Below are 23,795 nucleotides of genomic sequence, written 5' to 3'. Positions count from 1 at the left end.
TGTCTCTCCGGTGCGTGTGCGGTGCCCGTCCCCGCACTGCGCGACGTGGCGGTACCGAAGAGCCTAAAACGCCTTCGCACCGGTGGGGAGATCGTTTCCGTCATTGCCCTGGTGTCGTGAAAGGTATGGGGGAAAACAACCGGCTGCGGATGCCCGTCCGGACATCCGCAGCCGGTCTGTGTCTTACAGGTACTGTCCGGTGTTCGCCACCGTGTCGATGGAGCGTCCGGTGTCCGCGCCCTGTTTTCCGGTGACCAGGGTGCGGATGAAGACGATCCGCTCGCCCTTCTTGCCGGAGATGCGGGCCCAGTCGTCCGGGTTGGTGGTGTTGGGCAGGTCCTCGTTCTCCTTGAACTCGTCCACGCAGGCCTGGAGGAGATGGGCGACGCGGAGTCCTCGCTGGTTCTCGTCGAGGAAGTCCTTGATGGCCATCTTCTTGGCCCGGTCGACGATGTTCTGGATCATCGCGCCGGAGTTGAAGTCCTTGAAGTAGAGGACTTCCTTGTCGCCGTTGGCGTACGTGACCTCGAGGAAGCGGTTCTCCTCGGACTCGGTGTACATCCGCTCGACGACCGACTGGATCATGCCCTGCACCGTGGACTCGGGGGAGCCCTTGTGCTCGGACAGGTCGTCCTCGTGCAGGGGCAGCGAGGACCGCAGGTACTTCGCGAAGATGTCCTTCGCCGCCTCCGCGTCCGGACGCTCGATCTTGATCTTCACATCGAGACGGCCGGGCCGCAGGATCGCGGGGTCGATCATGTCCTCGCGGTTGGAGGCGCCGATGACGATGACGTTCTCCAGGCCCTCCACACCGTCGATCTCGGCGAGGAGCTGCGGGACGATGGTGTTCTCCACGTCCGAGCTGACTCCGGAGCCGCGGGTGCGGAAGAGGGATTCCATCTCGTCGAAGAAGACGATGACGGGGGTGCCCTCGCTGGCCTTCTCACGGGCGCGCTGGAAGACCAGGCGGATGTGCCGCTCGGTCTCGCCGACGTACTTGTTGAGGAGCTCGGGACCCTTGATGTTGAGGAAGTAGCTCTTGCCGGCGGGCCGGCCGCTGACCTCCGCGACCTTCTTGGCAAGGGAGTTGGCCACGGCCTTGGCGATGAGCGTCTTGCCGCAGCCGGGAGGACCGTAGAGCAGGATGCCCTTCGGCGGTCGCAGTTCGTGCTCTTTGAAGAGGTCCGGGTAGAGGTACGGAAGCTCGACGGCGTCGCGGATCATCTCGATCTGGCCGCCGAGACCGCCGATCTTGCCGTAGTCGACGTCCGGTACCTCTTCGAGGACGAGCTCTTCGACCTCGCTCTTGGGGACCACTTCGTAGACGTAGCCGGAGCGCGGTTCGAGCAGGAGGGCGTCGCCGGCGCGGATGGTGATGTCCAGCAGCGGCTCCGCGAGCCGCACCACCCGTTCCTCGTCGGTGTGCCCCACGACCAGGGCGCGCTCGCCGTCCTCAAGGATCTCCTTGAGGGTGACGATGTCCCCGGCCCGCTCGAATTCCATGGCCTCGACCACGTTGAGCGCCTCGTTGAGCATGACTTCCTGGCCGCGCCGGAGCTCTTCGAGCTCGACGCCGGGGCTGACGTTCACCCGGAGCTTGCGGCCCCCGGTGAAGATGTCGGCCGTGCCGTCCTCGTTCGCATGCAGGAAGACACCGAAGCCGGCCGGCGGCTGTGCGAGCCGGTCGACCTCTTCCTTGAGGGCCACGATCTGGTCGCGGGCCTCACGCAGCGTATTGGCGAGCCGCTCGTTCTGCGCGGACACGCCTGCCAGGTTTGTCTGCAGTTCGACGATCCGCTCTTCGAGAATTCTCGTATGACGCGGAGAGTCGGCGAGCTTACGTCGCAGGACGGCGATTTCCTGCTCGAGATAGGCAACCTGGCCGGCTGGGTCTTCTGACCCCCGCCCGGGCCGGATGCCGCGGTTGATGTCGTCGTCGTGGGCTGCCACGGTCCTCACCTCCTCCAAGGGGAGCTGGACGCTTCCTGACCCTACCTGGGTAGGTGGTGATTAAAACCCCTAGATCACAAAGACTGTCGGGGTGTGTCCGATCTTCACCCTTGCGCTCTCCCTCACGCCAGGGGAATACCCACCGATCAACATCGGAAAGCGGCCGGTTGTATCGTCGAGGTGTTCAACACCCGTCAGGGCTGGCGCGACTTGCCCGAGGTCGCCTCACCCCACGCAGGAAACGGCAGGCGATATGACCGTGCAGCAGCAGGCTCCGACCGACACCGTCACCGAGGGCGGCGAGCCGCTCGAAGTGTGGATCGACCAGGACCTCTGCACAGGCGACGGGATCTGCGCCCAGTACGCGCCCGACGTCTTCGAGCTGGACATCGACGGGCTCGCGTATGTGAAGGACGCCGACGACGAGTTGCTCCAGACTCCCGGCGCCACCACCCGCGTGCCTCTGCCGATCCTCAAGGATGTCGTCGACTCGGCCAGGGAGTGCCCGGGTGACTGCATTCATGTACGGCGCGTCTCGGACAGCGTCGAGGTGTACGGGCCCGACGCCGCGTGACCGGCTCCCCGGTGCCGGGGCCACCGCCGCCGTAGCGGCGGGCGGTCACGCGGTGTGACCGTTCAGACGCTCCGTGACTCGTTCCGCGCGGCGCTCTGTATGAAGCCGCCGTTCTTCCACTGCCAGGTCAGGCGCTGCTCCTCGTCGGGGCAGCAGCCCGGTACGTCGGGCCCCGAGTAGCCGAGCAGCCGGGCCCGGACGAGGCCGTCGCGTATCGCGAGGTCGGCGACGGTCTGCCGGTCGGCGGGGTCCACCAGGGTGGCCACGACGCGCGGCGCGGCCGCGTCCTTCGTCGCTGTGAGTACGTAGACGCCGTTCGGCGGGGTGCCCGATCCCGCGTCGCAGCGGGCCGCGGCGACGGTCTCGGGGCGGCCGTCGCCGTCGAGGTCCCCGGTGGCTTCCTTGGTGACCAGTGCTTTCGCGCCACCGCATTCGAGCGGGAAGTCGACGGCGGCGGTGTCGGGCGCGGGCAGTGGCGCCGCGTCCGGGGTGGTCTGTGTGGTGGTTCCGGAGCCCGTCTGGTTGGCGGTGGCGGCGTCGGGCTGGAGCAGGCCCGCGCCGGCCATCACGGCGGCCATCGCGGTGGCCGTGGCGAGCCAGTGCACGGGACGCGGGCGGGTGTGCGCGAGGTCCGGGAGGTCGGAGATCTGCACGCGGTGTCTCCTGTGAAGGCAGGTCCGGTGGGGGGTGGCGAGAATGGTGCCACACGTCACAGTGCGGTGGAACAGCGGGGTCGTTAAGGCCAACGTAAAGAAAGCGCCGCCGAGTTCGTGTCGGGCGGACGTGAACTCGGCGGCGGCGCTGTCGTGTTGTGGATCACCGGGCGGGCCGGGGCTCGGGGCCGGGGTGGTGACGCCGGCTCAGCCCCGGGAGCCGCTGCCGCTTCCGGGACCGTCGTAGTCCTCGCCGTACGCGCCCTTGGAGGGGCGGCGGCGGCGCAGGGGCGGCTCGACGCCGTCGGCGAGGCGCCGGGCGGTGATCAGGAAGCCGGTGTGGCCGATCATGCGGTGGTCGGGGCGTACGGCGAGTCCCTCGACGTGCCAGTTGCGGACCATCGACTCCCAGGCGGCCGGTTCGTTGAACGAGCCGTGTTCGCGGATCGTCTCGACGGTGCGGGCGAGCTGGGTGGTGGTGGCGACGTACGCGCAGAGGATGCCGCCGGGCACGAGGGCCTTGGAGACGGGCTCGACGCATTCCCACGGTGCGAGCATGTCGAGAATGACGCGGTCGACCTCGGTGTCCGAGAGGTTGTCCTGGAGGTCACCGACGGTGAGCTGCCAGGCGGGGTGGGGGCCGCCGAAGTAGCGTTCCACGTTCTGCTTGGCGATGTCGGCGAAGTCCTGGCGGCGCTCGTAGGAGTGCAGCATGCCCTGGTCGCCGATGGCGCGCAGCAGGAAGCTGCTGAGCGAGCCCGATCCCACTCCGGCCTCGACGATGCGAGCGCCGGGGAAGATGTCGGCGAAGGCCAGGATCTGGCCCGCGTCCTTGGGGTAGACCACGGCGGCGCCGCGGGGCATGGACAGGACGTAGTCGGGGAGCAGGGGGCGCAGCGCGAGGTAGGCGACGTTTCCCGTGGTGCGGACAACACTGCCCTCGGGAGCACCGATCAGCTCGTCGTGCGGGAAGGAACCCTTGTGGGTGTGGAAGTTCTTCCCGGCTTCGAGCGTGAAGGTGTAGTGGCGTCCCTTGGGGTCGGTGAGCTGGACCTGGTCCCCGACCTTGAAGGGGCCGCGACGACGGGCGGCACCGGTCGGTTCGGACATGCGGTCAGACTACCTGCTCCATTTGAGGCTCCCTCACCTGGCTTGGGCGTGCCTCATTTGGAGTCGGGCCTGGCCATGGCGGCGACGAAGGCGCGTTCGACGTCGGCGGTGGAGAGGACTCCGTAGATCTCCCCGGTCTCCTCGACCACGAGGTATTCGGTGGCGGGGCTGGCCCTGAGCCGGTCGAGGAGCGCTTCTCCGGCGAGTTCGGCGGGGACCTTCATGCCGTCGGTGAGGTCCTGGGCGAGGCCGCTGACGGCGACCCAGGGGCGGCGGTGGGCGGGGACCGAGACGATGGCCGCCTCGCGGACGAGCGCGGTGGGTTCGCCCTGTCCGTCGACGACGACGAGGGCGCGGGCGCCCGCTTCGTTGGCGCGGCGCAGTGCTTCGGAGAGCGGGGTGGCGGATTCGACGGGGACGGCGCGGCGGGTGAGGGCGCGGGCGCGCAGTTCGGGCAGGTGTTCGCGCAGGCGTGCCATGCGCAGGCTGTTGCCGGCGCCGGTCCAGATGATCGCGGCGAGGATGGCGGCGAGGAGTGCGTCGGTGACGGTCTCCATGCCGCCGATGTCCTTGGTGGAGTTGCCGAGGGCGCCGGTGTGGGTGAGCAGCGGGAGGCCGATGAGGACGGCGACGGCGAGGGCCCTGCCGACCCAGGCGGCGGCGACGGTGCCGGTCATGGGTTTGCCGGTGATCTTCCAGACGACGGCGCGGAGCATCCGGCCGCCGTCCAGGGGCAGGCCGGGCAGCAGGTTGAACGCGGCGACGATGAGGTTGGAGATCATCAGTCCGGCGAGCAGGACGCCGGGGACGGTGCCGGGTTCGACGGCCATCATCGTGAGGTAGAAGAAGGCGGCGAGGACGAGGGAGAGCAGGGGGCCGACGAAGGCGAGCATGAACTCGCGGCCGGGGGTCTCGGACTCCTTCTCGATCTCGGAGACGCCGCCGAAGAACTGGAGCTGGATGCGGCGTACGGGCAGGCCGTAGCGCAGGGCGACGACCGTGTGGGCCAGTTCGTGGACCAGTACGGAGGCGTAGAAGGCGACGGCGAAGAAGAGCGCGACGAGGTAGCGGACGCCGCCGAGCTCGGGCAGGACCCGGTCGAGCTGGCCGCCGAAGACCCAGGTGATGAGGGCGGCCACCAGGAACCAGCTGGGGGCGACGTAGACGGGAACGCCGAAGGGACGGCCCATCAGGATCCCGCCCCCGGGGTCTTCGGGCCGCTTCCGCTTGCCGCCGGGGGGCGCGTCCTCAGGACCGGACCGCGGCCTCCTGCTCTCGCCGCTCTCGTCGTCCTTGTTCACGTCGTCCCTTCGTTGCGGCGCCGTCGCTGGCTCGATGACGCCGTGTGTGCGAGGTCTCGCGTCGATGGTATTCCGCTCGCTGTCGGTGGCGGGCCGTAGGGTCTGAGTCATGAGTACGAGTCAGCAGCCCATGTCGCTGTCGCCGTCGCGCGCGAGCGACTTCATGCAGTGCCCTCTGCTGTACCGGTTCCGGGTGATCGACAAACTCCCGGAGAAGCCGAGCGAGGCGGCCACTCGGGGGACGCTGGTGCACGCGGTGCTGGAGAGGCTGTTCGACGCCCCCGCTGTCGAGCGTACGGCGCCGCGGGCGCGGTCGATGGTTCCCGGGCAGTGGGACCGGCTGCTGGAGTCGAGGCCGGAGCTGGGTGAGCTGTTCGAGGGGGACGAGGGCGGTGAGCGGCTGACGCGCTGGCTGGCGGAGGCGGAGGGGCTGGTCGAGCGGTGGTTCTCGCTGGAGGACCCGACGCGGCTGGAGCCGGCGGAGCGCGAGCTGTTCGTGGAGACGGAGCTGGAGTCGGGTCTCCGGCTGCGCGGGGTGATCGACCGGGTCGACGTGGCGCCGTCGGGCGAGGTGCGGATCGTGGACTACAAGACGGGCAAGGCGCCGCGTCCGGAGTACGCGGAGGGCGCGCTGTTCCAGATGAAGTTCTACGCGCTGGTGATCTGGCGGTGGAAGCGGGTGGTGCCGCGCCGGCTCCAGCTGGTCTATCTGGGCAGTGGTGACGTCTTGACGTACGACCCGGTGGAGGCGGATCTGGAGCGTATCGAGCGCAAGCTGCTGGCGCTCTGGGAGGTGATCAGGCAGGCGACGGAGACGGGTGACTGGCGGCCCCGGCCGACGAAGCTGTGCGGCTGGTGCGATCACCGAGCGGTGTGTCCGGAGTTCGGCGGGACTCCCCCGGTGTATCCGCTGACGGCGCCCCCGCCGCGGGGTGCGGAGCCGGTCCCGGCGGTGGAGCCGGCGGTTTCCGCCGAGCCGGCGCCGGGGGTGTAGCGGGGCGTCGTGTGCCCGCCGCTCTCGCGGGCGGGTGCTCAGGGCAGAATGGACCGGGATCGGTCTACTGAAGGAGATCCCGTGGCGATCCGCGTCCTACTGGTCGATGACCAGCCACTGCTGCGCACCGGCTTCCGGATGATCCTGGAGGCCGAGCAGGACATCGCGGTCGTCGGGGAGGCCGGGGACGGTCTTCAGGCCATCGACCAGGTGCGGGCGTTGCAGCCCGATGTCGTGCTGATGGACATCCGTATGCCGCGGATGGACGGGGTGGAGGCGACGCGGCAGATCACGGGTCCCGGCAAGGACGGTCCGGCGAAGGTGCTGGTGCTGACCACCTTCGATCTGGACGAGTACGTGGTGGAGGCGCTGCGCGCGGGGGCCAGTGGCTTTCTGCTGAAGGACGCGCCCGCGAACGAGCTGGTGCAGGCGATCCGGGTGGTGGCCGCCGGTGAGGCGATGCTGGCGCCGAGTATCACGCGCAGGCTGCTCGACAAGTACGCGGACCATCTGCCGTCCGGTGACGAGCAGGTGCCGGACACCCTGCACACGCTGACCGAGCGTGAGGTCGAGGTGCTGAAGCTGGTGGCGCGGGGGCTGTCGAACGCGGAGATCGCCGCGGATCTGTTCGTCAGCGAGACGACGGTCAAGACGCATGTGGGTCATGTGCTGACGAAGCTGAGCCTGCGCGACCGCGTGCAGGCGGCGGTGTACGCGTACGAGAGCGGTCTGGTGCGCCCCGGCGCCCAGTGACCGGCGCCGCTTCGGGCGGTCACGGCAGAGGTCCCCGGCATCGGTGCGATGCCGGGGACCTCTGCCGTCGTGTGCGGTCGGGGGGCGGGCCGGTCAGACGGCGCTGCCGGTGCCGAGCTCCCACAGCAGCAGTTCGCCCGACGGGTTGAGCGCCCACTCGACACCGGAGATGTCGTCGTCGGCGGCCACGTACTGCTTGCCCTGCCAGAGCGGCAGCACCGGTACGTCCTCGGCGACGATGTCCTGCATCTGCGCGAAGCTCTTGGCGGCGGCGCTGCGCTCGGCCTCTCTGCGGGACTGGGGGATCAGCTCTCCGCTGACCTCCTTGTTCGAATACGGCGCGTTGAGGAAGTTGTCCTCGTCGAGGAACGGCGCGATGTAGTTGTCCGGGTCGGGGAAGTCGGGGAACCAGCCCATGCCGTAGACGGTGTAGTCACCGCGTGTCTGGGCGGGCCGGAACTTGGACCATTCGGTGCCCTTGGTGTCGACCTCGAAGAGCCCGCTGGAGTTGAGCTGCTTCTTGAGCGTCTCGAACTCCTTGGCCGTGGCCTCGCCGTAGTGGTCGGTGGTGTAGTTCAGGGTGAACTTCACGGGTGTCTCGACTCCGGCTTCGTCGAGGAGCCGCTTCGCCTCGGCCGGGTCGGGATCGCCGTACTTGTTGAAGAACGAGTTGGTGTGCGCGGTGATGGTCGACGGGATGAGCGAGTAGAGGGGCTCGGCCGTGGAGCCGTACACCTCGGAGGCGATCTGGCCGCGGTCGACGAGGGCGGCGACGGCCTGGCGTACGGCCTTGTCCTTCACCACGGGCTCGTCGGTGTCGAAGGCGAGGTAGCGGATCTCCAGACCGGGCATCTCGGTGAGCTCGACCTCGTCGGTGGGCTTCGTGGTCATGTCCTCGATCTGGTCGGGCGACATGGTGCGCGCCATGACGTCGATCTCGCCGGAGTCGAGGGCCTTGCCCATGGCCGCCGCGTCGGGGTACGAGCGGAGCTCGACCTTGTCGTTGCGGAGTTTCAGGTCGCCCTTGTAGGAGGTGTTCTTGGTGAAGACCGCCTTGACGATCCGGTCGCCGTCCGTCTCGGCCTTGAAGTTGTACGGGCCGGAGCCGGTCACGTCGAAGCCGTCGCGGAGCTTCCCGCCCTCGTACGCCTCGGGGTCGACGATGCCGGCGACGGGCGTGGAGAGCTTGTAGGGGAACGTGGCGTCGGGGGTCTTGAGGTGGAAGACGACCTCGGAGTCGCTGGGCGTCTCGATCGTGTCGATGTTCTTGAGCAGGCCCACCGCGCCGGCCTCGGAGTTGATGTCGATCACCCGGTTGATGGAGAACTTCACGTCCTGTGAGGTGATCTCGGTGCCACTGGAGAACGTGAGCCCCTGGCGCAGTTCGCAGCGGTAGCTCTCGTTCTGGTTGTCCGAGAAGCGGCAGCTGGACGCGGCCTCGGGGACGGGGGCGCCGCCGCCGCGCGGTACGTGCATCAGGGTCTGGAGGGACTGGCGCAGGACGTTCCAGGAGCCGGTGTCGTAGGCGAACGCCGGGTCGAAGGGCGCCGGGGACTCCTTGGTGGCGGTGAACTGGTCCGTCGTGCCGACGACGATGCCGTCACCGCTGCCGGATCCGCCGTCGGAGCCGCAGGCGGCGAGCACCGGGGCGAGCAGCCCGGCCACAACCGGCAGCACGAGTCTCTTGCGCTTCATCCTGGACGTACTCCCTCATCCGAACACCCTGCGATACAACGGTGGTTGAGAAATTCGCGACGTGATTGACCGTCGGAACACACCGTTGAGGCGGTGAACGTGTGGCGAAGTTCTCGCGACGAGATTAGTCGGAGGGTGTGGATGTGATGAACCGGGCCCAGTTCGGGCGTAATCGCAAAGCGATCAGCAAATGCGGTGAAGCGGTATCGGCGCTTAAGAATGATTCGCACATCAAGCCGCAAAGCGGGACACATGGGTGCCCGGATGGGCGCGGCGAACGGGCAGGACAGGCCCCCTGAACGGGCGTGATCACCCTGGGCGACGGTGCGCCGGGTGAGAAACGTCACCGCGTTTCCGGCCGTCCCACCATGATCACGAACGCGGTGATCACCCGGAGACCGCCGTGAACGCGTCCCTCAATCCCCCGGACTTTCGATAATTTCAGGGGGCACGCTCTGTACGCCTATGGGTGCTCGTGTGTAATCAGGCCGCGCAGGAATAGCAGATCGACCTCTTCGAGGGAGTCCACGACGACCCGTCCGGCGGCGGCTGCGATGGGGGCGACGGAGGGCACGGCCACCACCCGGCAGCCCGCGGCCTCGGCCGATGCCACGCCCGTCGCCGTGTCCTCGATGACGGCGCATCTGCCGGGGGCGGCGTTCAGACCGCGCGCGGCGAGCAGGTAGGGGTCCGGGTGCGGCTTGGTGTTCAGCACCTCGTCACCGGCCACGGTGAGGCTGAAGTGGTGGCGCCCCACGGACTCCAGCACCCGGTCGATGATGCGCCGGTGCGAGGCGGAGACCAGGGCCGTGGGCACGCCGTGCCGGGCCAGCTCGGCGAGGAGCCTGGCGGCGCCGGGCATCAGCGGTACGTCGGAGCCGATGCGCTCCTCGAAGCGGTCGTTGAGCAGTACGGTCAGCTCGGCGAGGGTGATGTCGGCGCCGGTCGCCTCGATGAGGTAGCCGGCGCTCCTGGTCATCGGCCCGCCGACGACGACGTCGCGCCACGCGTCGTCCAGGGGGTGTCCGAGGTCCTTGAAGACCGCGACCTCCGTGTCCCACCAGAAGCCCTCCGTGTCGACCAGGGTGCCGTCCATGTCGAGGAGAACGGCCTGGAGGGCCGATCCTTCGGCCGTACGAGTCAAGGACGCGGGAACCGTACTGGTCATCCGGGCACACCTCCGAGAGGGACGAGAAGGCCGGTCGCCTTTCCTGACGGGGGTTCCCGTCAGGGCCGGCGACCGGCCCACGCTGGACCGACCAGTGTACGACTCGTCCGCGGAAGGCGCGCGATGGGCGTTATCGCGCGTTGAAGTACTTCGCCTCGGGGTGGTGGATGACGATGGCGTCGGTGGACTGCTCGGGGTGGAGCTGGAACTCCTCGGACAGCTCGACGCCGATCCGGCCGGGCTCCAGGAGGTCGGCGATCTTCGCGCGGTCCTCCAGGTTGGGACAGGCACCGTAGCCGAGCGAGAACCGGGCGCCCCGGTACTTGAGCGCGAACATGTCCTCGACCTGCGACGGGTCCTCGGCCGCGAAGCCCAGCTCGGAGCGGACCCGGGCGTGCCAGTACTCGGCGAGGGCCTCGGCGAGCTGGACGGACAGGCCGTGGAGTTCGAGATAGTCCCGGTAGGCGTTCTTCTCGAACAGCTCCGCGGTCACGCCGCCGATCCTCGACCCGACCGTGACGACCTGGAGGCCCACGACGTCGGTCTCGCCGGACTCCTCGGGGCGGAAGAAGTCCGCGAGGCACAGCCGCCGGCCGCGGCGCTGGCGGGGGAAGGTGAAGCGGGTCCGCTCCGCCCCGTCCTCGCCGAGCAGGATCAGGTCGTCGCCCTTGGACACGCAGGGGAAGTAGCCGTAGACCACGGCCGCTTCCAGCATGTTGTCGGTGTGGAGCTTGTCCAGCCAGCCCCGCAGATGCGGCCGGCCCTCCGACTCGACCAGTTCCTCGTACGACGGTCCGCCCTTGCGGGCCTCCTTCAGCCCCCACTGCCCCTTGAAGAGGGCGCCTTCGTCCAGCCAGGAGGCGTACTCCTTCAGCTGGATGCCCTTGATGACGCGGGTGCCCCAGAACGGCGGCTCCGGGACCGGGTTGGTGGTCGACACGTCGGAGCGGACGGTGCCTTCCTCGGGCGCCTCCTCCACGACCGCCGTCGCGACCGGTTTCACGCGGCGCTGCTTCAGCTCCGGGAGTACGGCCCCGGGGACACCGCGCTTGATGCCGATCAGAGCGTCCATCAGCCGCAGTCCCTCGAACGCGTCGCGGGCGTAGCGGACCTCGCCCTCGTAGATCTCGTGCAGGTCCTGCTCGACGTAGGCGCGGGTGAGGGCGGCGCCGCCGAGGATGACGGGGAAGTCGGCCGCCAGCTTGCGCTGGTTCAGCTCCTGAAGGTTCTCCTTCATGATCACCGTCGACTTCACCAGCAGCCCCGACATGCCGATCACATCGGCCCGGTGCTCCTCGGCGGCTTCGAGGATGGCGGAGACGGGCTGCTTGATGCCGAGATTGACCACCGTGTAGCCGTTGTTGGACAGGATGATGTCGACCAGGTTCTTCCCGATGTCGTGCACGTCGCCCCGGACGGTGGCCAGGACGATGGTGCCCTTCCCCTCGTCGTCCGTCTTCTCCATGTGGGGTTCGAGGAAGGCGACGGCCTTCTTCATCACCTCGGCGGACTGGAGGACGAACGGCAGCTGCATCTGGCCGGAGCCGAACAGCTCGCCGACGACCTTCATGCCGTTCAGCAGGGTGTCGTTGACGATCTCCAGGGCCGGCCGGGTCTCCAGGGCGGCGGTGAGGTCGTCCTCCAGGCCGTTCTTCTCGCCGTCGATGATCCGCCGCTCCAGCCGCTCGTCCAGCGGCAGCGCGAGCAGTTCCTCGGCCCGTCCGTCCTTCATCGACTTGGTGTTGACGCCCTCGAACAGCTCCATGAGCTTCTGGAGCGGGTCGTAGCCCTCTGCGCGCCGGTCGTGGACGAGGTCGAGTGCGACCTTGACCTGCTCCTCGTCCAGCCTCGCGATCGGCAGGATCTTCGAGGCGTGCACGATCGCCGAGTCCAGCCCAGCCTTCACGCACTCGTCGAGGAAGACGGAGTTGAGGACGATGCGGGCGGCGGGGTTGAGGCCGAAGGAGATGTTCGACAGACCGAGGGTCGTCTGGACCTCGGGGTGGCGCTTCTTCAGCTCACGGATCGCCTCGATCGTCGCGATGCCGTCCTTCCGCGACTCCTCCTGCCCCGTGCAGATCGTGAAGGTGAGGGTGTCGATCAGGATGTCCGACTCGTGCACGCCCCAGTTGCCGGTCAGGTCCGCGATCAGCCGCTCGGCGATCGCGACCTTGTGTTCGGGGGTGCGGGCCTGGCCCTCCTCGTCGATCGTCAGGGCGATCAGCGCGGCACCGTGCTCGACGGCCAGTTCGGTGACCTTCGTGAACCGCGACTCGGGCCCGTCACCGTCCTCGTAGTTCACCGAGTTGATGACCGCGCGCCCACCGAGCTTCTCCAGCCCGGCCCGGAGCACCGGCAGTTCGGTGGAGTCCAGCACGATCGGCAGCGTGGAGGCGGTGGCGAACCGGCCCGCGAGCTCCGCCATGTCCGCGACACCGTCACGGCCCACGTAGTCGACACACAGGTCGAGCAGGTGCGCGCCCTCTCGGATCTGGGCCCGCGCCATCTCGACGCAGTCGTCCCAGCGGCCCTCGATCATGGCCTCACGGAACTTCTTCGACCCGTTCGCGTTGGTGCGCTCGCCGATCGCCAGGTACGACGTGTCCTGCCGGAACGGCACCGACTGGTACAGCGAGGCCGCCCCCGGCTCCGGGCGCGCCACCCGCTCGGTGACGGCCGTGCCCCGCACCCGCTCCACGACCTGGCGCAGATGCTCCGGGGTCGTTCCGCAGCAGCCGCCGACCAGGGAGAGGCCGTACTCCTGGACGAAGTTCTCCTGCGCGTCCGCGAGCTCACCCGCGGTCAGCGGATAGTGCGCGCCGTCCTTGCCGAGGACGGGCAGTCCGGCGTTGGGCATGCAGGAGAGGGGGATACGTGAGTGGCGGGCCAGATAGCGCAGGTGCTCGCTCATCTCCGCCGGGCCGGTCGCGCAGTTCAGACCGATCATGTCGATGCCCAGCGGCTCCAGCGCCGTCAGCGCCGCGCCGATCTCGGAGCCGAGCAGCATCGTGCCCGTCGTCTCGACCGTCACGGAGCAGATGATCGGCAGGTTCGCGCCGGTGCTGTCCAGGGCGCGGCGGGCTCCGAGGACGGCGGCCTTCGTCTGGAGGAGATCCTGGGTCGTCTCCACCAGCAGGGCGTCGGCGCCGCCGGCGATCATGCCCTCGGCGTTGAGCTGGTAGGCGTCGCGCAGGGTCACGTAGTCGACGTGCCCCAGGGTGGGCAGCTTGGTCCCCGGGCCCATCGAGCCCAGTACCCAGCGCTGCTGTCCGGTCGAGACGGTGAACTCGTCGGCGACCTGGCGGGCGATACGGGCACCGGCCTCGGAGAGTTCGTGGACGCGCTCGGGGATGTCGTACTCGGCCAGCGCGGCGAAGTTCGTACCGAAGGTGTTCGTCTCGACGCAGTCGACGCCGACCGCGAAGTACTCCTCGTGGACGGAGCGGACGATGTCGGGGCGGGTCACGTTCAGGATCTCGTTGCAGCCCTCCAGATCCTGGAAGTCCTCCATCGTCGGATCCTGTGCCTGAAGCATCGTGCCCATCGCCCCGTCGGCCACCACCACGCGCGTGGCGAGTGCCTCGCGGAGGGCTTCGACTCGGGTCCGGCTGTCGGCGGAAACGCTGGAGGACGGGGCCATGTAAATACTCCCGGGGCTGCGACGGCTGTCGGCTTTGCGCCTTCCGGTGGAAGGGGCACCCGGCCAGGGTAGCGGTGCCCGGCCCGCGGCGGCGGGGTGTTTCACGGGGCGGACGGTCGCGCGTCGGCCTTTGTCGCAATCCGGTTGTCCGTAACACGGAGTCGGCATGGGCCGATATTGTTCAGCATTGTCGAACGACTGCGTCAGGGAGGTCCGGGCCGATGGCGAAGAGCATCCAGTCGCTCCAGCGCGCGGCGGCGGTGCTGCGGCTTCTCGCGGGCGGCGAGCGCAGGCTCGGCCTGTCCGACATCGCCTCCTCGCTCGGGCTGGCCAAGGGGACGGCGCACGGCATCCTGCGGACCCTCCAGGAGGAGGGGTTCGTGGAGCAGGACGCCGCGTCGGGCCGCTATCAGCTGGGGGCGGAGCTGCTGCGGCTCGGCAACAGCTATCTGGACGTCCACGAGCTGCGGTCCCGTGCCCTGGTGTGGACGGACGATCTGGCGCGGTCCAGCGGTGAGAGCGTGCACCTGGGCGTGCTGCACCTGGAGGGCGTACTGATCGTGCACCACGTCTTCCGGCCGGACGACAGCCGGCAGGTGCTGGAGGTGGGCGCCATGCAGCCGCTGCACTCCACGGCCCTGGGGAAGGTGCTGGCGGCGTACGACCCGGTGGCCCGCGGCGAGGCCGTCAGAGGCGCCCGCGAGCCCCTGACCGGGCGCACCGTCACCGATCTGGAGCAGTTCGAGGAGATTCTCGAGGTCACCAGGTCGCGGGGGTGGGCGACGGATGTCGAGGAGACCTGGGAGGGGGTGGCCGCGGTGGCCGCGCCGATCCATGACAGGCGGCGGATGCCCGTCGGGGCCATAGCTCTCACCGGCGCGGTGGAACGACTGTGCGATGACGGCGAGATTCGTTCGGAGCTGATCACGGCGGTGCGCGAATGTGCCCGTTCGGTGTCCAGGGATGTCGGCGCCGGGCGGTTTTGAGTCGCATGGCCGATGATCGGAAGGGAACAAGGTTCCGGCGACAGGACCCTTGACGACTCCTTCATCCCAGGATGACACTGCCGTTCAGCGGTCGGCATTGTCGAACATTGATCGACGGGTCAACATGTGTGCACGACAAGGCCAGAGGCCGGCAACGCCCTCACCTGAGGGCTCGGACCATCGGTGGGAGCCGCTGGTCCGCCTTCCCCTGGACGAAGGAGTCTTGGGTGTCACACTTCGACATCTTCATAGGCGAGACCGTAGGTACCGCTCTCCTGATCCTGCTCGGTGGTGGCGTGGTCGCGGGCGTCGTCCTCAAACGCTCGAAGTCGCACGCCGCGGGCTGGGTCGCCATCAGCTTCGGGTGGGGCTTCGCCGTCCTGACCGGTGCCTACCTCGCGGCCGGCGTCTCGGGCGCCCATCTGAACCCTGCCGTCACCCTCGGCCTCGCGATATCCGGCGGAACGGAGTGGAGCGATGTGCCGCTCTACATGGCGAGCGAGCTGCTCGGTGCCGCGATCGGCGCCTTCCTGGTCTGGGTGACGTACATGGGCCAGTTCAAGGCCCATCTGACCGACCCGGAGATCCTCGCCGCGCAGCCCGCGGTCGAGGGGCTGGTCGACCAGAAGACCGCGCCCAAGGCCGGTCCCGTGCTCGGCATCTTCTCGACGGGCCCGGAGATCCGGCACACCGTGCAGAACGTACTCACCGAGATCATCGCCACGTTCGCCCTGGTGATCGCGATCCTCACCCAGGGGCTGAACGACGAGGGCAACGGCCTCGGTGTCCTGGGCGTGCTGATCACCTCGCTGGTCGTGGTGGGCATCGGTCTGTCGCTCGGTGGCCCCACCGGATACGCGATCAACCCGGCACGCGACCTCGGGCCCCGTATCGTCCACGCGCTGCTGCCGCTGCCCAACAAGGGCGGCTCCGACTGGACGTACGCCTGGATCCCGGTCGTCGCTCCGCTCATCGGCGGCGCCGCCGCGGCCGGTCTCTACAACGTGGCCTTCAAGTAGGCCCACGCCTTTCCTCCGCCCTCCGCACCGAGCAGGAGTTGACACCGTGAGTGACGCACAGAGCACCGGGACTTCCTCCCACGGAACGGGACCGTTCATCGCGGCCATCGACCAGGGCACGACGTCCAGCCGCTGCATCGTCTTCGACGTCGACGGGCGCATCGTCGCCGTCGACCAGAAGGAACACCGGCAGATCTTCCCGAAGCCGGGCTGGGTCGAGCACGACGCCAAGGAGATCTGGACCAACGTCCAGGAAGTCGTGGCGAACGCCATCGAGAAGGCCGGCATCACCAAGGCCGACGTCCTGGCGATCGGGATCACCAACCAGCGCGAGACCACCATGCTCTGGGACAAGAAGACCGGTGAGCCCGTCCACAACGCCATCGTCTGGCAGGACACCCGCACCAGCTCGCTCGTGAAGGAGCTGGGCCGCAACGTCGGCCAGGACCGGTTCCGGCGCGACACCGGGCTGCCGCTGGCGACCTACTTCGCCGGCCCGAAGGCCCGCTGGCTCCTGGACAACGTCGAGGGACTGCGCGAGCGCGCCGAGAACGGCGAGATCCTCTTCGGCACCATGGACACCTGGGTCATCTGGAACCTGACCGGCGGTGTCGAGGGCGGCGTCCATGTCACGGACGTCACCAACGCCTCCCGCACCATGCTCATGCGCCTCGACACGCTGGAGTGGGACCCGAAGATCTGCAACTCCATCGGTGTCCCGATGGCGATGCTCCCGAAGATCCGTTCCTCCTCCGAGGTGTACGGAACGGCCAAGGGCGGCCCGCTGAACGGGATTCCGGTCGCCTCGGCGCTCGGTGACCAGCAGGCGGCCCTGTTCGGCCAGACCTGCTTCGCGGAGGGTGAGGCCAAGTCGACGTACGGCACGGGCACGTTCATGCTGATGAACACCGCCCACAAGCCGGTCAACTCCTACAACGGGCTGCTGACCACGGTCGGTTACCGCATCGGCGACGAGCCGGCGGTGTACGCGCTGGAGGGCGCCATCGCGGTCACCGGCGCGCTGGTGCAGTGGATGCGCGACCAGCTCGGCCTGATCAACTCCGCCCCCGAGATCGAGACGCTGGCCTCCTCGGTGGAGGACAACGGCGGCGCGTACTTCGTCCCGGCGTTCTCCGGGCTGTTCGCACCGCACTGGGACTCGGCCGCCCGCGGTGTGATCGCCGGTCTCACCGGCTACGTCACCAAGGCGCACCTCGCCCGCGCGGTGCTGGAGGCCACGGCCTGGCAGACCCGTGAGATCAGCGACGCCATGACCAAGGACTCCAAGGTCGAGCTGACGTCCCTGAAGGTCGACGGCGGTATGACCGCCAACAACCTGCTGATGCAGACGCTCTCCAACGTGCTCGACGCGCCCGTCGTACGGCCGATGGTCGCCGAGACCACCTGTCTGGGCGCCGCGTACGCCGCCGGGCTCGCGGTCGGCTTCTGGCCGGACACCGACGCGCTGCGGGCCAACTGGCGCCGGGCCGCGGAGTGGACGCCGGACATGGACCCGGCGAAGCGCGAGCGCGAGTACAAGAACTGGCTCAAGGCCGTCGAGCGCACCAAGGCCTGGGTGGACGAGGACGACGAGAGCTGACCCAGGCGTTTCGTCCGAGTGAGGAGACACCATGACCACCCTTCACAGCAGTCCCGCGCTGGGCACGCACCCGGCCGGCGGTTCACTCCCGAGCCGTGCCGAGACCCGTGAGCAGTTGTCCCGCGCCACCTACGACCTGCTGGTCATCGGTGGCGGCATCCTGGGCATCTCCACCGCCTGGCATGCCTCCCAGTCGGGACTGCGGGTGGCCCTGGTGGACGGGGGCGACTTCGCGGGCGCCACGTCCTCCGCCTCCTCCAAGCTGCTCCACGGCGGTCTGCGCTATCTCCAGACCGGGGATGTGCGGCTGGTCGCCGAGAACCACTTCGAGCGCCGCGCGGTCTCCCGCCGCGTGGCGCCCCATCTGGCGAACCCGCTCACGTTCTATCTGCCCGTCTACAAGAACGGGCCGCACAGCGCGGCCAAGCTGGGCGCCGGGGTCTTCGCGTACTCGGCGCTGTCCGCCTTCGGCGACGGCGTCGGGCATCTGCTGAGCCCCGCCAAGGCGCGGCGCGCGGTGCCCGAACTGCGTACGGACAATCTGCGGGCCGTGGCGGTCTACGGCGACGACCAGATGAACGACGCGCGGATGGCCGTCATGACGGTCCGCGCGGCCGTCGAGTCGGGGGCCGCCGTCCTCAACCACGCCCAGGTGACCGGATTGCGGTTCACCGGCGGCCGGGTGACGGGCGCCGACCTCAAGGACGGTATGGACGGCACGGAGTTCGGGGTCGACGCCCGGCTCGTACTGAACGCCACCGGTCCGTGGGTCGACCATCTGCGCAGGCTGGAGGACCCCCGGTCCGAGCCGTCCATCCGGCTCTCCAAGGGCGCACACCTGGTGCTGCGGCGCACCGCCCCGTGGAACGCGGCGCTCGCGACACCGATCGACAAGTACCGCATCACCTTCGCCCTCCCCTGGGAGGACATGCTGCTGCTCGGTACGACGGACGAGGTGTACGAGGGCGATCCGGCGGACGTCGCCGTCACCGACGCGGACATCCACCAGATCCTGGACGAGGCGTCGCTCTCCGTCCGGGACCAGCAGCTCTCGCGAGAGCTGATGACGTACTCGTTCGCCGGTCTGCGGGTGCTGCCCGGCGGTCCCGGTGACACGTCGACCGCGAAGCGGGAGACGGTCGTCACCGAGGGCAGTGGCGGCATGCTGTCGGTGGCGGGCGGCAAGTGGACGACGTTCCGCCATATCGGCCGTACGGTGCTGGACAAGCTGGAGACCCTGCCGGGCCGTCCGCTCGGCTCGGACATCGAGCCGACGTCGCGGCTGCCGAAGATGCTGCCGCTGCCCGGCATCTCCAATCCGCAGGCGGTGACGCACCGGCTGCTGATCGACGGCGGGGCGCACGGCGACGGCATCGCGCGGGACACGGCGCACCATCTGGCCAGGCACTACGGTTCGCTGGCCTTCGACATCGCCCGGCTGGCGTACGAGCGGCCGGAGCTGGGCGAGCGTATCCATCCCGACGCACCGGAGATCTGGGCGCAGGTCGTGTACGCGCGGGACCACGAGTGGGCGGAGACGGCGGACGACGTGCTGCGCCGGCGGACGACGCTGACGATCCGGGGGCTCGACACGGACGCGATCCGCGCCCGGGTCGAGGAGTTGCTGAGCGGGCGGAGCGGCTGAGCCAGGCCGTGTTTCGAAAGTAGCGCCGTCCGCCCGAAGGGCGGGGCTCGCGGCGTCTGGTGCGTGCGATCGCAAGGCGGAGGATCGTGCTCGTACTGGACGTACTCGTTCCGGGACGGTGCCGGGGCCGGGTGTGGCGGTCCCGGCACCGTCCGTCGTGGAGAACTCCGGCGGAACGGGGCGCCGGGCGCGTGGGGAGACGCATAATGGAGGCCGATACATCGGATGTATGGAGGTCGCCCATGGCTGTCACCGACGAGGCCATCGAGAAGATCAAGGGAATGATCGTCTCGGGCGCGCTACGCCCGGGGGACCGCCTTCCCAAGGAGAGCGAGCTCGCCGCCGAACTGGGCCTGTCGCGCAATTCACTGCGTGAGGCGGTACGCGCCCTGTCGCTGATCCGCATTCTGGACGTACGGCAGGGCGACGGGACCTACGTCACCAGTCTCGATCCCCAACTGCTCCTCGAAGCACTGAGTTTCGTGGTGGATTTCCACCGGGACGACACGGTGCTGGAGTTCCTGGCGGTACGGCGCATCCTGGAGCCGGCCGCGACGGCGATGGCCGCCTCCCGGATCAAGGACTCCGAACTGGACGCGCTCGGCGAGCAGTTGGACGCGCTCGGCGAGGACCCCTCGGTGGAGGAACTGGTCGCGTCCGATCTGGAGTTCCACCGCGGCATCGTGCAGACCTCGGGCAACTCGGTGCTCTGCTCACTGCTCGACGGTCTGTCAGGGCCGACGACCCGGGCCCGGGTGTGGCGCGGGCTGACGCAGGAGGACGCGGTCAGCCGGACCCTGCACGAGCACCGGGCGATCCTGGCCGCGCTGCGCGACCGGGACGCGGAGGCGGCCAGGTCGTGGGCGACGGTGCATGTGGCGAGCGTGGAGCAGTGGCTGCGCTCGACCCTCTGACACGGCGGGGGACGCAGGGCTGACGGACACGGGCCTGGCCGGGGCGAAGGATCCGCCCCGGCCAGGCCCGTGTCCGTGCCGGTCCGCCTCGCCGGCGGGCCGGCACGCAGAGCCGCGGACCGGCGGTCAGTCCTGCTTCTCGCCGCTCGCGAACCGGGAGATGACCAGGGCGACGATGATGATCGCGCCGTTCAGGAACTGGTTCCAGAGCGCGGGCACCCCGCCGAGCGTCATCACGTTCACCACCAGCTGGAGCGTGAGCACACCGGTCAGCGCGCCGAAGAGCGTGCCGCGCCCGCCCTTGAGGCTGATGCCGCCGATCACGGCGGCGGCGAAGACCTGGAAGATCCAGCCGTTGCCCTGGGTGGCGGCGACGGAGCCGTAGTGCCCGGTGTAGAGGATGCCGGCGAAGGCCGCGAGGACACCGCCGATGGCGAGCACGATCCAGGTGATGCGGTCGACCCGGACACCGGCGGCGCGCGCCGCCTCCGGGTTGCCGCCGATGGCGTACAGCGAGCGTCCGTGCCGCAGCCACGCGAGCGAGGCACCGCCGACGGCGAACAGCGCGAGACAGATCCAGACGGCGGCGGGTGCCCCCAGCCAGTCGGTCTTGCCGAGGTAGCGGAAGGACTCCGGGACGTCGGTGATCGACTTGCCCTCGGTGATGCCGATCTGGAGGCCGCGGAGCATGGTGAGCATGCCGAGGGTGGCGATGAAGCCGTTGACCCGGAGCTTCAGGATCAGGAAGCCGTTGATCACGCCGACGATCAGGCCGACCAGCAGACACGCCGGGATGGCCGCCCAGACGGGCAGGATGTCGAGGCCCGCGAACCGGCCGCCCTCGGACGGCAGCACCATCCACATGGCGATGACCGGCGCGATGCCGATGGTCGACTCCAGCGACAGGTCCATCCGGCCGCAGATCAGGATCAGCGCCTGGCCGAGCACCAGCAGGCTCAGTTCGGACGACTGCTGGACGACGCTGATCAGGTTGTTGGAGGTGAGGAAGACCGGCGAGACGATGAAGCCGATCACCATCAGCACCAGGATCACCGGCACCAGCGAGAAGTCGCTCCACCGGATGAACTTCAGCCGGCTCAGCGGGTGATCGTCGTCGCGCTCCTTGTCGAGCACCGGCGGTCGTATCGTCTCGGTCATCAGCTCTCCCCCACACCTTCCATGGCGGCGACCAGTTCCCGGTCGGTCCACCCGCTCCCGAACGTAGCCACCACTCGCCCGTGGAACAGGGCCAGTACGCGGTCGCAGACCCGCAGATCATCCAGCTCGTCCGAAATGATCACGGCCGCGTTTCCCTCATCGGCCACCCGGCGCACGACGCCGAGCAGCGAGTCCTTCGACTTGACGTCGACGCCCGCCGTGGGGCGCAGCGCCACGAGCACGCTGGGCGCGCGGGCCAGGGCCCTGGCGACGACCACCTTCTGCTGGTTGCCGCCCGACAGGCCCGAGACCGGCTGCTCTGGCCCTGTCGTCTTGATGTCCAGCGAGTCGATCATGGACCGGGCGAACTCCCGCGTACGGGAGGGCAGTACGGTCCCCCACGGGCCGAGCTGGTCGGCGACCGTGAGCGTGGCGTTCTCGGCGACGCTGCGGTTCAGCACGAGCCCCTGGAGGTGCCGGTCCTCGGGGATGTAGCCGATCCCGGCGTCCAGGGAGTGCGGGACGCTGCCCGGCCGCACCGTCCGGTCGCGGACCGCGATCCGGCCCGCCGTCGCCTTGCGCATGCCGACCAGGGTCTCGCCCAGGGCGGTGTTGCCGCTGGCCGCGGCCCCGGCGAGGCCGAGGACCTCACCGGGGCGCACTTCGAGGTCGAGCGGTTCGAACTCCCCGTCCAGGGTGAGCCCTTCGGTGGTCAGTACGGGCTTCACCGCGCTGTCCGGGGCCACCGCGTGCGCGGCGTGCCAGGCGGCCGCCGAACTCGCCGCGTCACCGGTCATGGCCGTCACCAGGTCCGCCTTGGCCAGGTCGGCGACCGGCGCGGTCAGGACATGGCGGGCGTCGCGGTAGACGGTGACGGCGGTGCACAGCTCGTACACCTCCTGGAGGTGGTGGGAGATGAAGAGGAACGCCACCCCCTGGCTCTGGAGGTCCCGGAGCTTGTCGAAGAGACTGTCGATGCCACGGGCGTCGAGCTGGGCGGTGGGTTCGTCCAGGATGATCAGGCGCGCGCCGAACGACAGGGCGCGCGCGATCTCCACGAACTGCCGCTGTTCCACGGCGAGATCCTTGGCCCTGGTGTCCGGGTCGACGCTGACGCCGTACTCGGCGAGCAGTTCCTCGGCCCGGGTACGGAGCCGGCGCCAGCTGATGAACCGGCCGCCGGCCCCGGAACGGCCCTTGTCCAGACCGTAGTTGTTGAGGAAGAGGTTCTCGGCGACGGTCAGGTCGGGCACGACCATCGACTTCTGGTAGACGCAGGCGACCTTGGACTGCCAGGCCGAGATGTCGCCGAAGGCGGGTGCCGGCTCGCCTCCGAAGCTCACCTCGCCCGCGTCGGCCTCGTGGAGTCCGGTGAGGACGCTGACAAGGGTGGACTTGCCGGCGCCGTTGCGCCCGACGAGTGCGTGGGACTCGCCGGGCGCGACGGTCAGGCGGACACCGTCGAGCGCCACGGTGGGACCGAAGCGCTTGACGATGCCCTGCGCGTGGACGGCGGGCGCCGGCGCTCCGGCCGCGGGTGCCTGGGCGTGATGCATGGTCAGCTCTTCTTCTCCAGCTGGTTGGCCCACAGCGCCTCGTCGTCCACGTTCTCCTTGGTCACCAGGGGCGCGGGGAGCTGGTCCTCGAACCCGCCCGGGATCTTGATGATGTTGGAGTCGTGGTCGGTCGGACCCGCCTTCGGGGTCTTCCCGGCGAGCGCCTGCTTCGCGTAGTACAGGGCGTACTTGGCGTACAGGTCGGCGGGCTGGGAGATCGTGGCGTCGATCTTGCCCGCCCGGATCGCGTCCAGCTCCTCCGGGATGCCGTCGTTGGAGATGATCGTGATGTGGCCCTTCTCCCCCGGCGGCTTGAGGAGCTTCTTCTGCTCCAGCAGCGCGAGCGTGGGCTGCAGGAAGACGCCGCCGGCCTGCATGTAGATGCCGCCCAGATCCGGGTGCGCGGCGAGGGTGGACTGGAGCTTGGCGGAGGCCACCTCGCCCTTCCACTCGGTGGCCAGCTCGAACACCTGGATGTCCGGGAACTTCTCGTCCATGCAGCTCTTGAACGCCTCCGACCGGTCGCGGCCGTTGATGGAGGAGAGGTCGCCCTGGAACTCGGCGACCTTGCCCTTGCCGCCCAGCTGCTCGCCGAGGTACTCGCACGCCTTCTGGCCGTACGCGCGGTTGTCGGCCCGCACGACCATGTAGACGTCGCCCTTGTCGGGGCGGGTGTCCACGCTGACGACGGGGATCTTCTTCTCGTTCAGGTTCGCCAGCGTCTCGGCTATCGCGCCGGTGTCCTGCGGGGCCATGACCACGGCCTTGGCGCCCTGGTCGGTGAAGGCCTGGACGTTGGAGACGAGTTTGCCGATGTCGTTCTGCGAGTTGGTCAGCGACAGGGCGTCGATCCCCTCGTCCTTGACGCCGGACTCGATGTACTGCTGGTAGGAGTTCCAGAAGTCGCTGTCACTGCGGGGCAGGTCGATGCCGACCTTGCCGCCGCCTTCGGCGTCCCCGCCCTCCGAGTCACGGTTGCAGCCCGCGAGGGCCGTGACGGCGAGCAGCGCGGCGCAGGCCGCGGCGCTCGTACGCAGTGCGGTGCGTGGGGATCGCCCCACAGGGTGTCGCAGCATGGA

General features: G+C 69.1%; 18 protein-coding genes. 8 read left to right on the top strand and 10 right to left on the bottom strand.

What is annotated here, in order from left to right:
* Positions 1–183: 183 nt before the first annotated feature.
* The gene (gene arc / locus GXP76_RS01965) at positions 184–1,950 is read right to left on the bottom strand and encodes a proteasome ATPase (protein ID WP_147877369.1); all 1,767 of its coding nucleotides are present in this window, start codon (positions 1,948–1,950) and stop codon (positions 184–186) included.
* A gap of 253 nt (positions 1,951–2,203) precedes the next feature.
* On the opposite strand from arc, the gene GXP76_RS01960 reads away from it, so the two are divergent.
* Positions 2,204–2,524: a ferredoxin gene (locus tag GXP76_RS01960; protein WP_242569626.1), complete on the top strand. Its 321-nt coding sequence runs from the start codon at positions 2,204–2,206 to the stop codon at positions 2,522–2,524.
* A 62-nt stretch (positions 2,525–2,586) separates the two neighbouring features.
* On the opposite strand, the gene GXP76_RS01955 is transcribed toward GXP76_RS01960, so the two are convergent.
* The 3 genes from GXP76_RS01955 to GXP76_RS01945 form a co-directional block, all read right to left on the bottom strand.
* Entirely contained in the window at positions 2,587–3,177 is a 591-nt protein-coding gene (locus GXP76_RS01955) for a hypothetical protein (RefSeq protein ID WP_242569625.1), read from the bottom strand.
* Between the two features lie 207 nt (positions 3,178–3,384).
* A complete protein-coding gene (locus GXP76_RS01950) occupies positions 3,385–4,287 on the bottom strand; it encodes a tRNA (adenine-N1)-methyltransferase (RefSeq protein ID WP_242569624.1) in 903 nt (300 codons plus the stop codon).
* A 53-nt stretch (positions 4,288–4,340) separates the two neighbouring features.
* Positions 4,341–5,588 (bottom strand): site-2 protease family protein, encoded by a 1,248-nt coding sequence (locus tag GXP76_RS01945; protein WP_242569623.1) that lies wholly within the window; start codon positions 5,586–5,588, stop codon positions 4,341–4,343.
* A 109-nt stretch (positions 5,589–5,697) separates the two neighbouring features.
* On the opposite strand from GXP76_RS01945, the gene GXP76_RS01940 reads away from it, so the two are divergent.
* Together GXP76_RS01940 and GXP76_RS01935 are read left to right on the top strand one after the other, a co-directional pair.
* A complete protein-coding gene (locus tag GXP76_RS01940; RefSeq protein WP_242569622.1) occupies positions 5,698–6,582 on the top strand; it encodes a PD-(D/E)XK nuclease family protein in 885 nt (294 codons plus the stop codon).
* 81 nt (positions 6,583–6,663) lie between these two features.
* Positions 6,664–7,335, top strand: a complete 672-nt coding sequence (locus tag GXP76_RS01935; protein WP_023542799.1) for a response regulator transcription factor — start codon at positions 6,664–6,666, stop codon at positions 7,333–7,335.
* A gap of 93 nt (positions 7,336–7,428) precedes the next feature.
* Here the strand turns inward: GXP76_RS01935 and GXP76_RS01930 are convergent, their stop codons facing one another.
* The 3 genes from GXP76_RS01930 to metH form a co-directional block, all read right to left on the bottom strand.
* Complete coding sequence (locus GXP76_RS01930) at positions 7,429–9,030, bottom strand: ABC transporter substrate-binding protein (protein ID WP_242569621.1); 1,602 nt, start codon at positions 9,028–9,030, stop codon at positions 7,429–7,431.
* 463 nt (positions 9,031–9,493) lie between these two features.
* Positions 9,494–10,198, bottom strand: a complete 705-nt coding sequence (locus GXP76_RS01925) for an HAD family phosphatase (protein WP_242569620.1) — start codon at positions 10,196–10,198, stop codon at positions 9,494–9,496.
* 130 nt (positions 10,199–10,328) lie between these two features.
* The gene (gene metH, locus GXP76_RS01920) at positions 10,329–13,838 is read right to left on the bottom strand and encodes a methionine synthase (protein ID WP_242569619.1); all 3,510 of its coding nucleotides are present in this window, start codon (positions 13,836–13,838) and stop codon (positions 10,329–10,331) included.
* A 221-nt stretch (positions 13,839–14,059) separates the two neighbouring features.
* On the opposite strand from metH, the gene GXP76_RS01915 reads away from it, so the two are divergent.
* The 5 genes from GXP76_RS01915 (at position 14,060) to GXP76_RS01895 (ending at position 20,002) form a co-directional block, all read left to right on the top strand.
* A complete protein-coding gene (locus GXP76_RS01915; RefSeq protein ID WP_242569618.1) occupies positions 14,060–14,824 on the top strand; it encodes an IclR family transcriptional regulator in 765 nt (254 codons plus the stop codon).
* A gap of 227 nt (positions 14,825–15,051) precedes the next feature.
* A complete protein-coding gene (locus GXP76_RS01910) occupies positions 15,052–15,843 on the top strand; it encodes an MIP/aquaporin family protein (protein ID WP_242569617.1) in 792 nt (263 codons plus the stop codon).
* A gap of 46 nt (positions 15,844–15,889) precedes the next feature.
* Positions 15,890–17,443 carry a glycerol kinase GlpK gene (gene glpK / locus GXP76_RS01905; protein WP_242569616.1) on the top strand — a complete coding sequence of 518 codons (1,554 nt, stop codon included), beginning with the start codon at positions 15,890–15,892 and terminating at the stop codon, positions 17,441–17,443.
* A 31-nt stretch (positions 17,444–17,474) separates the two neighbouring features.
* On the top strand, positions 17,475–19,088 hold the full coding sequence (locus GXP76_RS01900; protein ID WP_242569615.1) for a glycerol-3-phosphate dehydrogenase/oxidase: 1,614 nt from the start codon (positions 17,475–17,477) through the stop codon (positions 19,086–19,088).
* Between the two features lie 242 nt (positions 19,089–19,330).
* Positions 19,331–20,002, top strand: a complete 672-nt coding sequence (locus GXP76_RS01895; RefSeq protein ID WP_242569614.1) for a FadR/GntR family transcriptional regulator — start codon at positions 19,331–19,333, stop codon at positions 20,000–20,002.
* Between the two features lie 126 nt (positions 20,003–20,128).
* Here GXP76_RS01895 and GXP76_RS01890 read toward each other — a convergent pair whose 3' ends face one another.
* Genes GXP76_RS01890 through GXP76_RS01880 form a run of 3 tightly spaced genes read right to left on the bottom strand, consistent with a single transcriptional unit; the run spans position 20,129 to position 23,792 of the window.
* Positions 20,129–21,160: an ABC transporter permease gene (locus tag GXP76_RS01890; protein WP_242569613.1), complete on the bottom strand. Its 1,032-nt coding sequence runs from the start codon at positions 21,158–21,160 to the stop codon at positions 20,129–20,131.
* On the bottom strand, positions 21,160–22,716 hold the full coding sequence (locus GXP76_RS01885; RefSeq protein ID WP_242569612.1) for a sugar ABC transporter ATP-binding protein: 1,557 nt from the start codon (positions 22,714–22,716) through the stop codon (positions 21,160–21,162). Before GXP76_RS01885 ends, GXP76_RS01890 begins: the two co-directional genes overlap by 1 nt.
* A gap of 2 nt (positions 22,717–22,718) precedes the next feature.
* Positions 22,719–23,792 carry a sugar ABC transporter substrate-binding protein gene (locus tag GXP76_RS01880; protein WP_242569611.1) on the bottom strand — a complete coding sequence of 358 codons (1,074 nt, stop codon included), beginning with the start codon at positions 23,790–23,792 and terminating at the stop codon, positions 22,719–22,721.
* Positions 23,793–23,795: the final 3 nt, after the last annotated feature.

This window comes from Streptomyces sp. NP-1717 (assembly GCF_022695985.1).
GTDB lineage: Bacteria > Actinomycetota > Actinomycetes > Streptomycetales > Streptomycetaceae > Streptomyces.
The sequence above is the reverse complement of the archived record's forward strand: the minus strand, read 5'-3'. Positions and strand labels throughout refer to the sequence as shown.

Bases quoted from the DNA above. Each gene is read 5' to 3' on its own strand.
- GXP76_RS01960 (WP_242569626.1), top strand. From the start codon at position 2,204: ATGACCGTGCAGCAGCAGGCTCCGACCGACACCGTCACCGAGGGCGGC.
- GXP76_RS01950 (WP_242569624.1), bottom strand. From the start codon at position 4,287: ATGTCCGAACCGACCGGTGCCGCCCGTCGTCGCGGCCCCTTCAAGGTC.
- GXP76_RS01940 (WP_242569622.1), top strand. From the start codon at position 5,698: ATGAGTACGAGTCAGCAGCCCATGTCGCTGTCGCCGTCGCGCGCGAGC.
- GXP76_RS01930 (WP_242569621.1), bottom strand. From the start codon at position 9,030: ATGAAGCGCAAGAGACTCGTGCTGCCGGTTGTGGCCGGGCTGCTCGCC.
- GXP76_RS01925 (WP_242569620.1), bottom strand. From the start codon at position 10,198: ATGACCAGTACGGTTCCCGCGTCCTTGACTCGTACGGCCGAAGGATCG.
- metH (WP_242569619.1), bottom strand. From the start codon at position 13,838: ATGGCCCCGTCCTCCAGCGTTTCCGCCGACAGCCGGACCCGAGTCGAA.
- GXP76_RS01915 (WP_242569618.1), top strand. From the start codon at position 14,060: ATGGCGAAGAGCATCCAGTCGCTCCAGCGCGCGGCGGCGGTGCTGCGG.
- GXP76_RS01900 (WP_242569615.1), top strand. From the start codon at position 17,475: ATGACCACCCTTCACAGCAGTCCCGCGCTGGGCACGCACCCGGCCGGC.
- GXP76_RS01895 (WP_242569614.1), top strand. From the start codon at position 19,331: ATGGCTGTCACCGACGAGGCCATCGAGAAGATCAAGGGAATGATCGTC.
- GXP76_RS01890 (WP_242569613.1), bottom strand. From the start codon at position 21,160: ATGACCGAGACGATACGACCGCCGGTGCTCGACAAGGAGCGCGACGAC.
- GXP76_RS01885 (WP_242569612.1), bottom strand. From the start codon at position 22,716: ATGCATCACGCCCAGGCACCCGCGGCCGGAGCGCCGGCGCCCGCCGTC.
- GXP76_RS01880 (WP_242569611.1), bottom strand. From the start codon at position 23,792: ATGCTGCGACACCCTGTGGGGCGATCCCCACGCACCGCACTGCGTACG.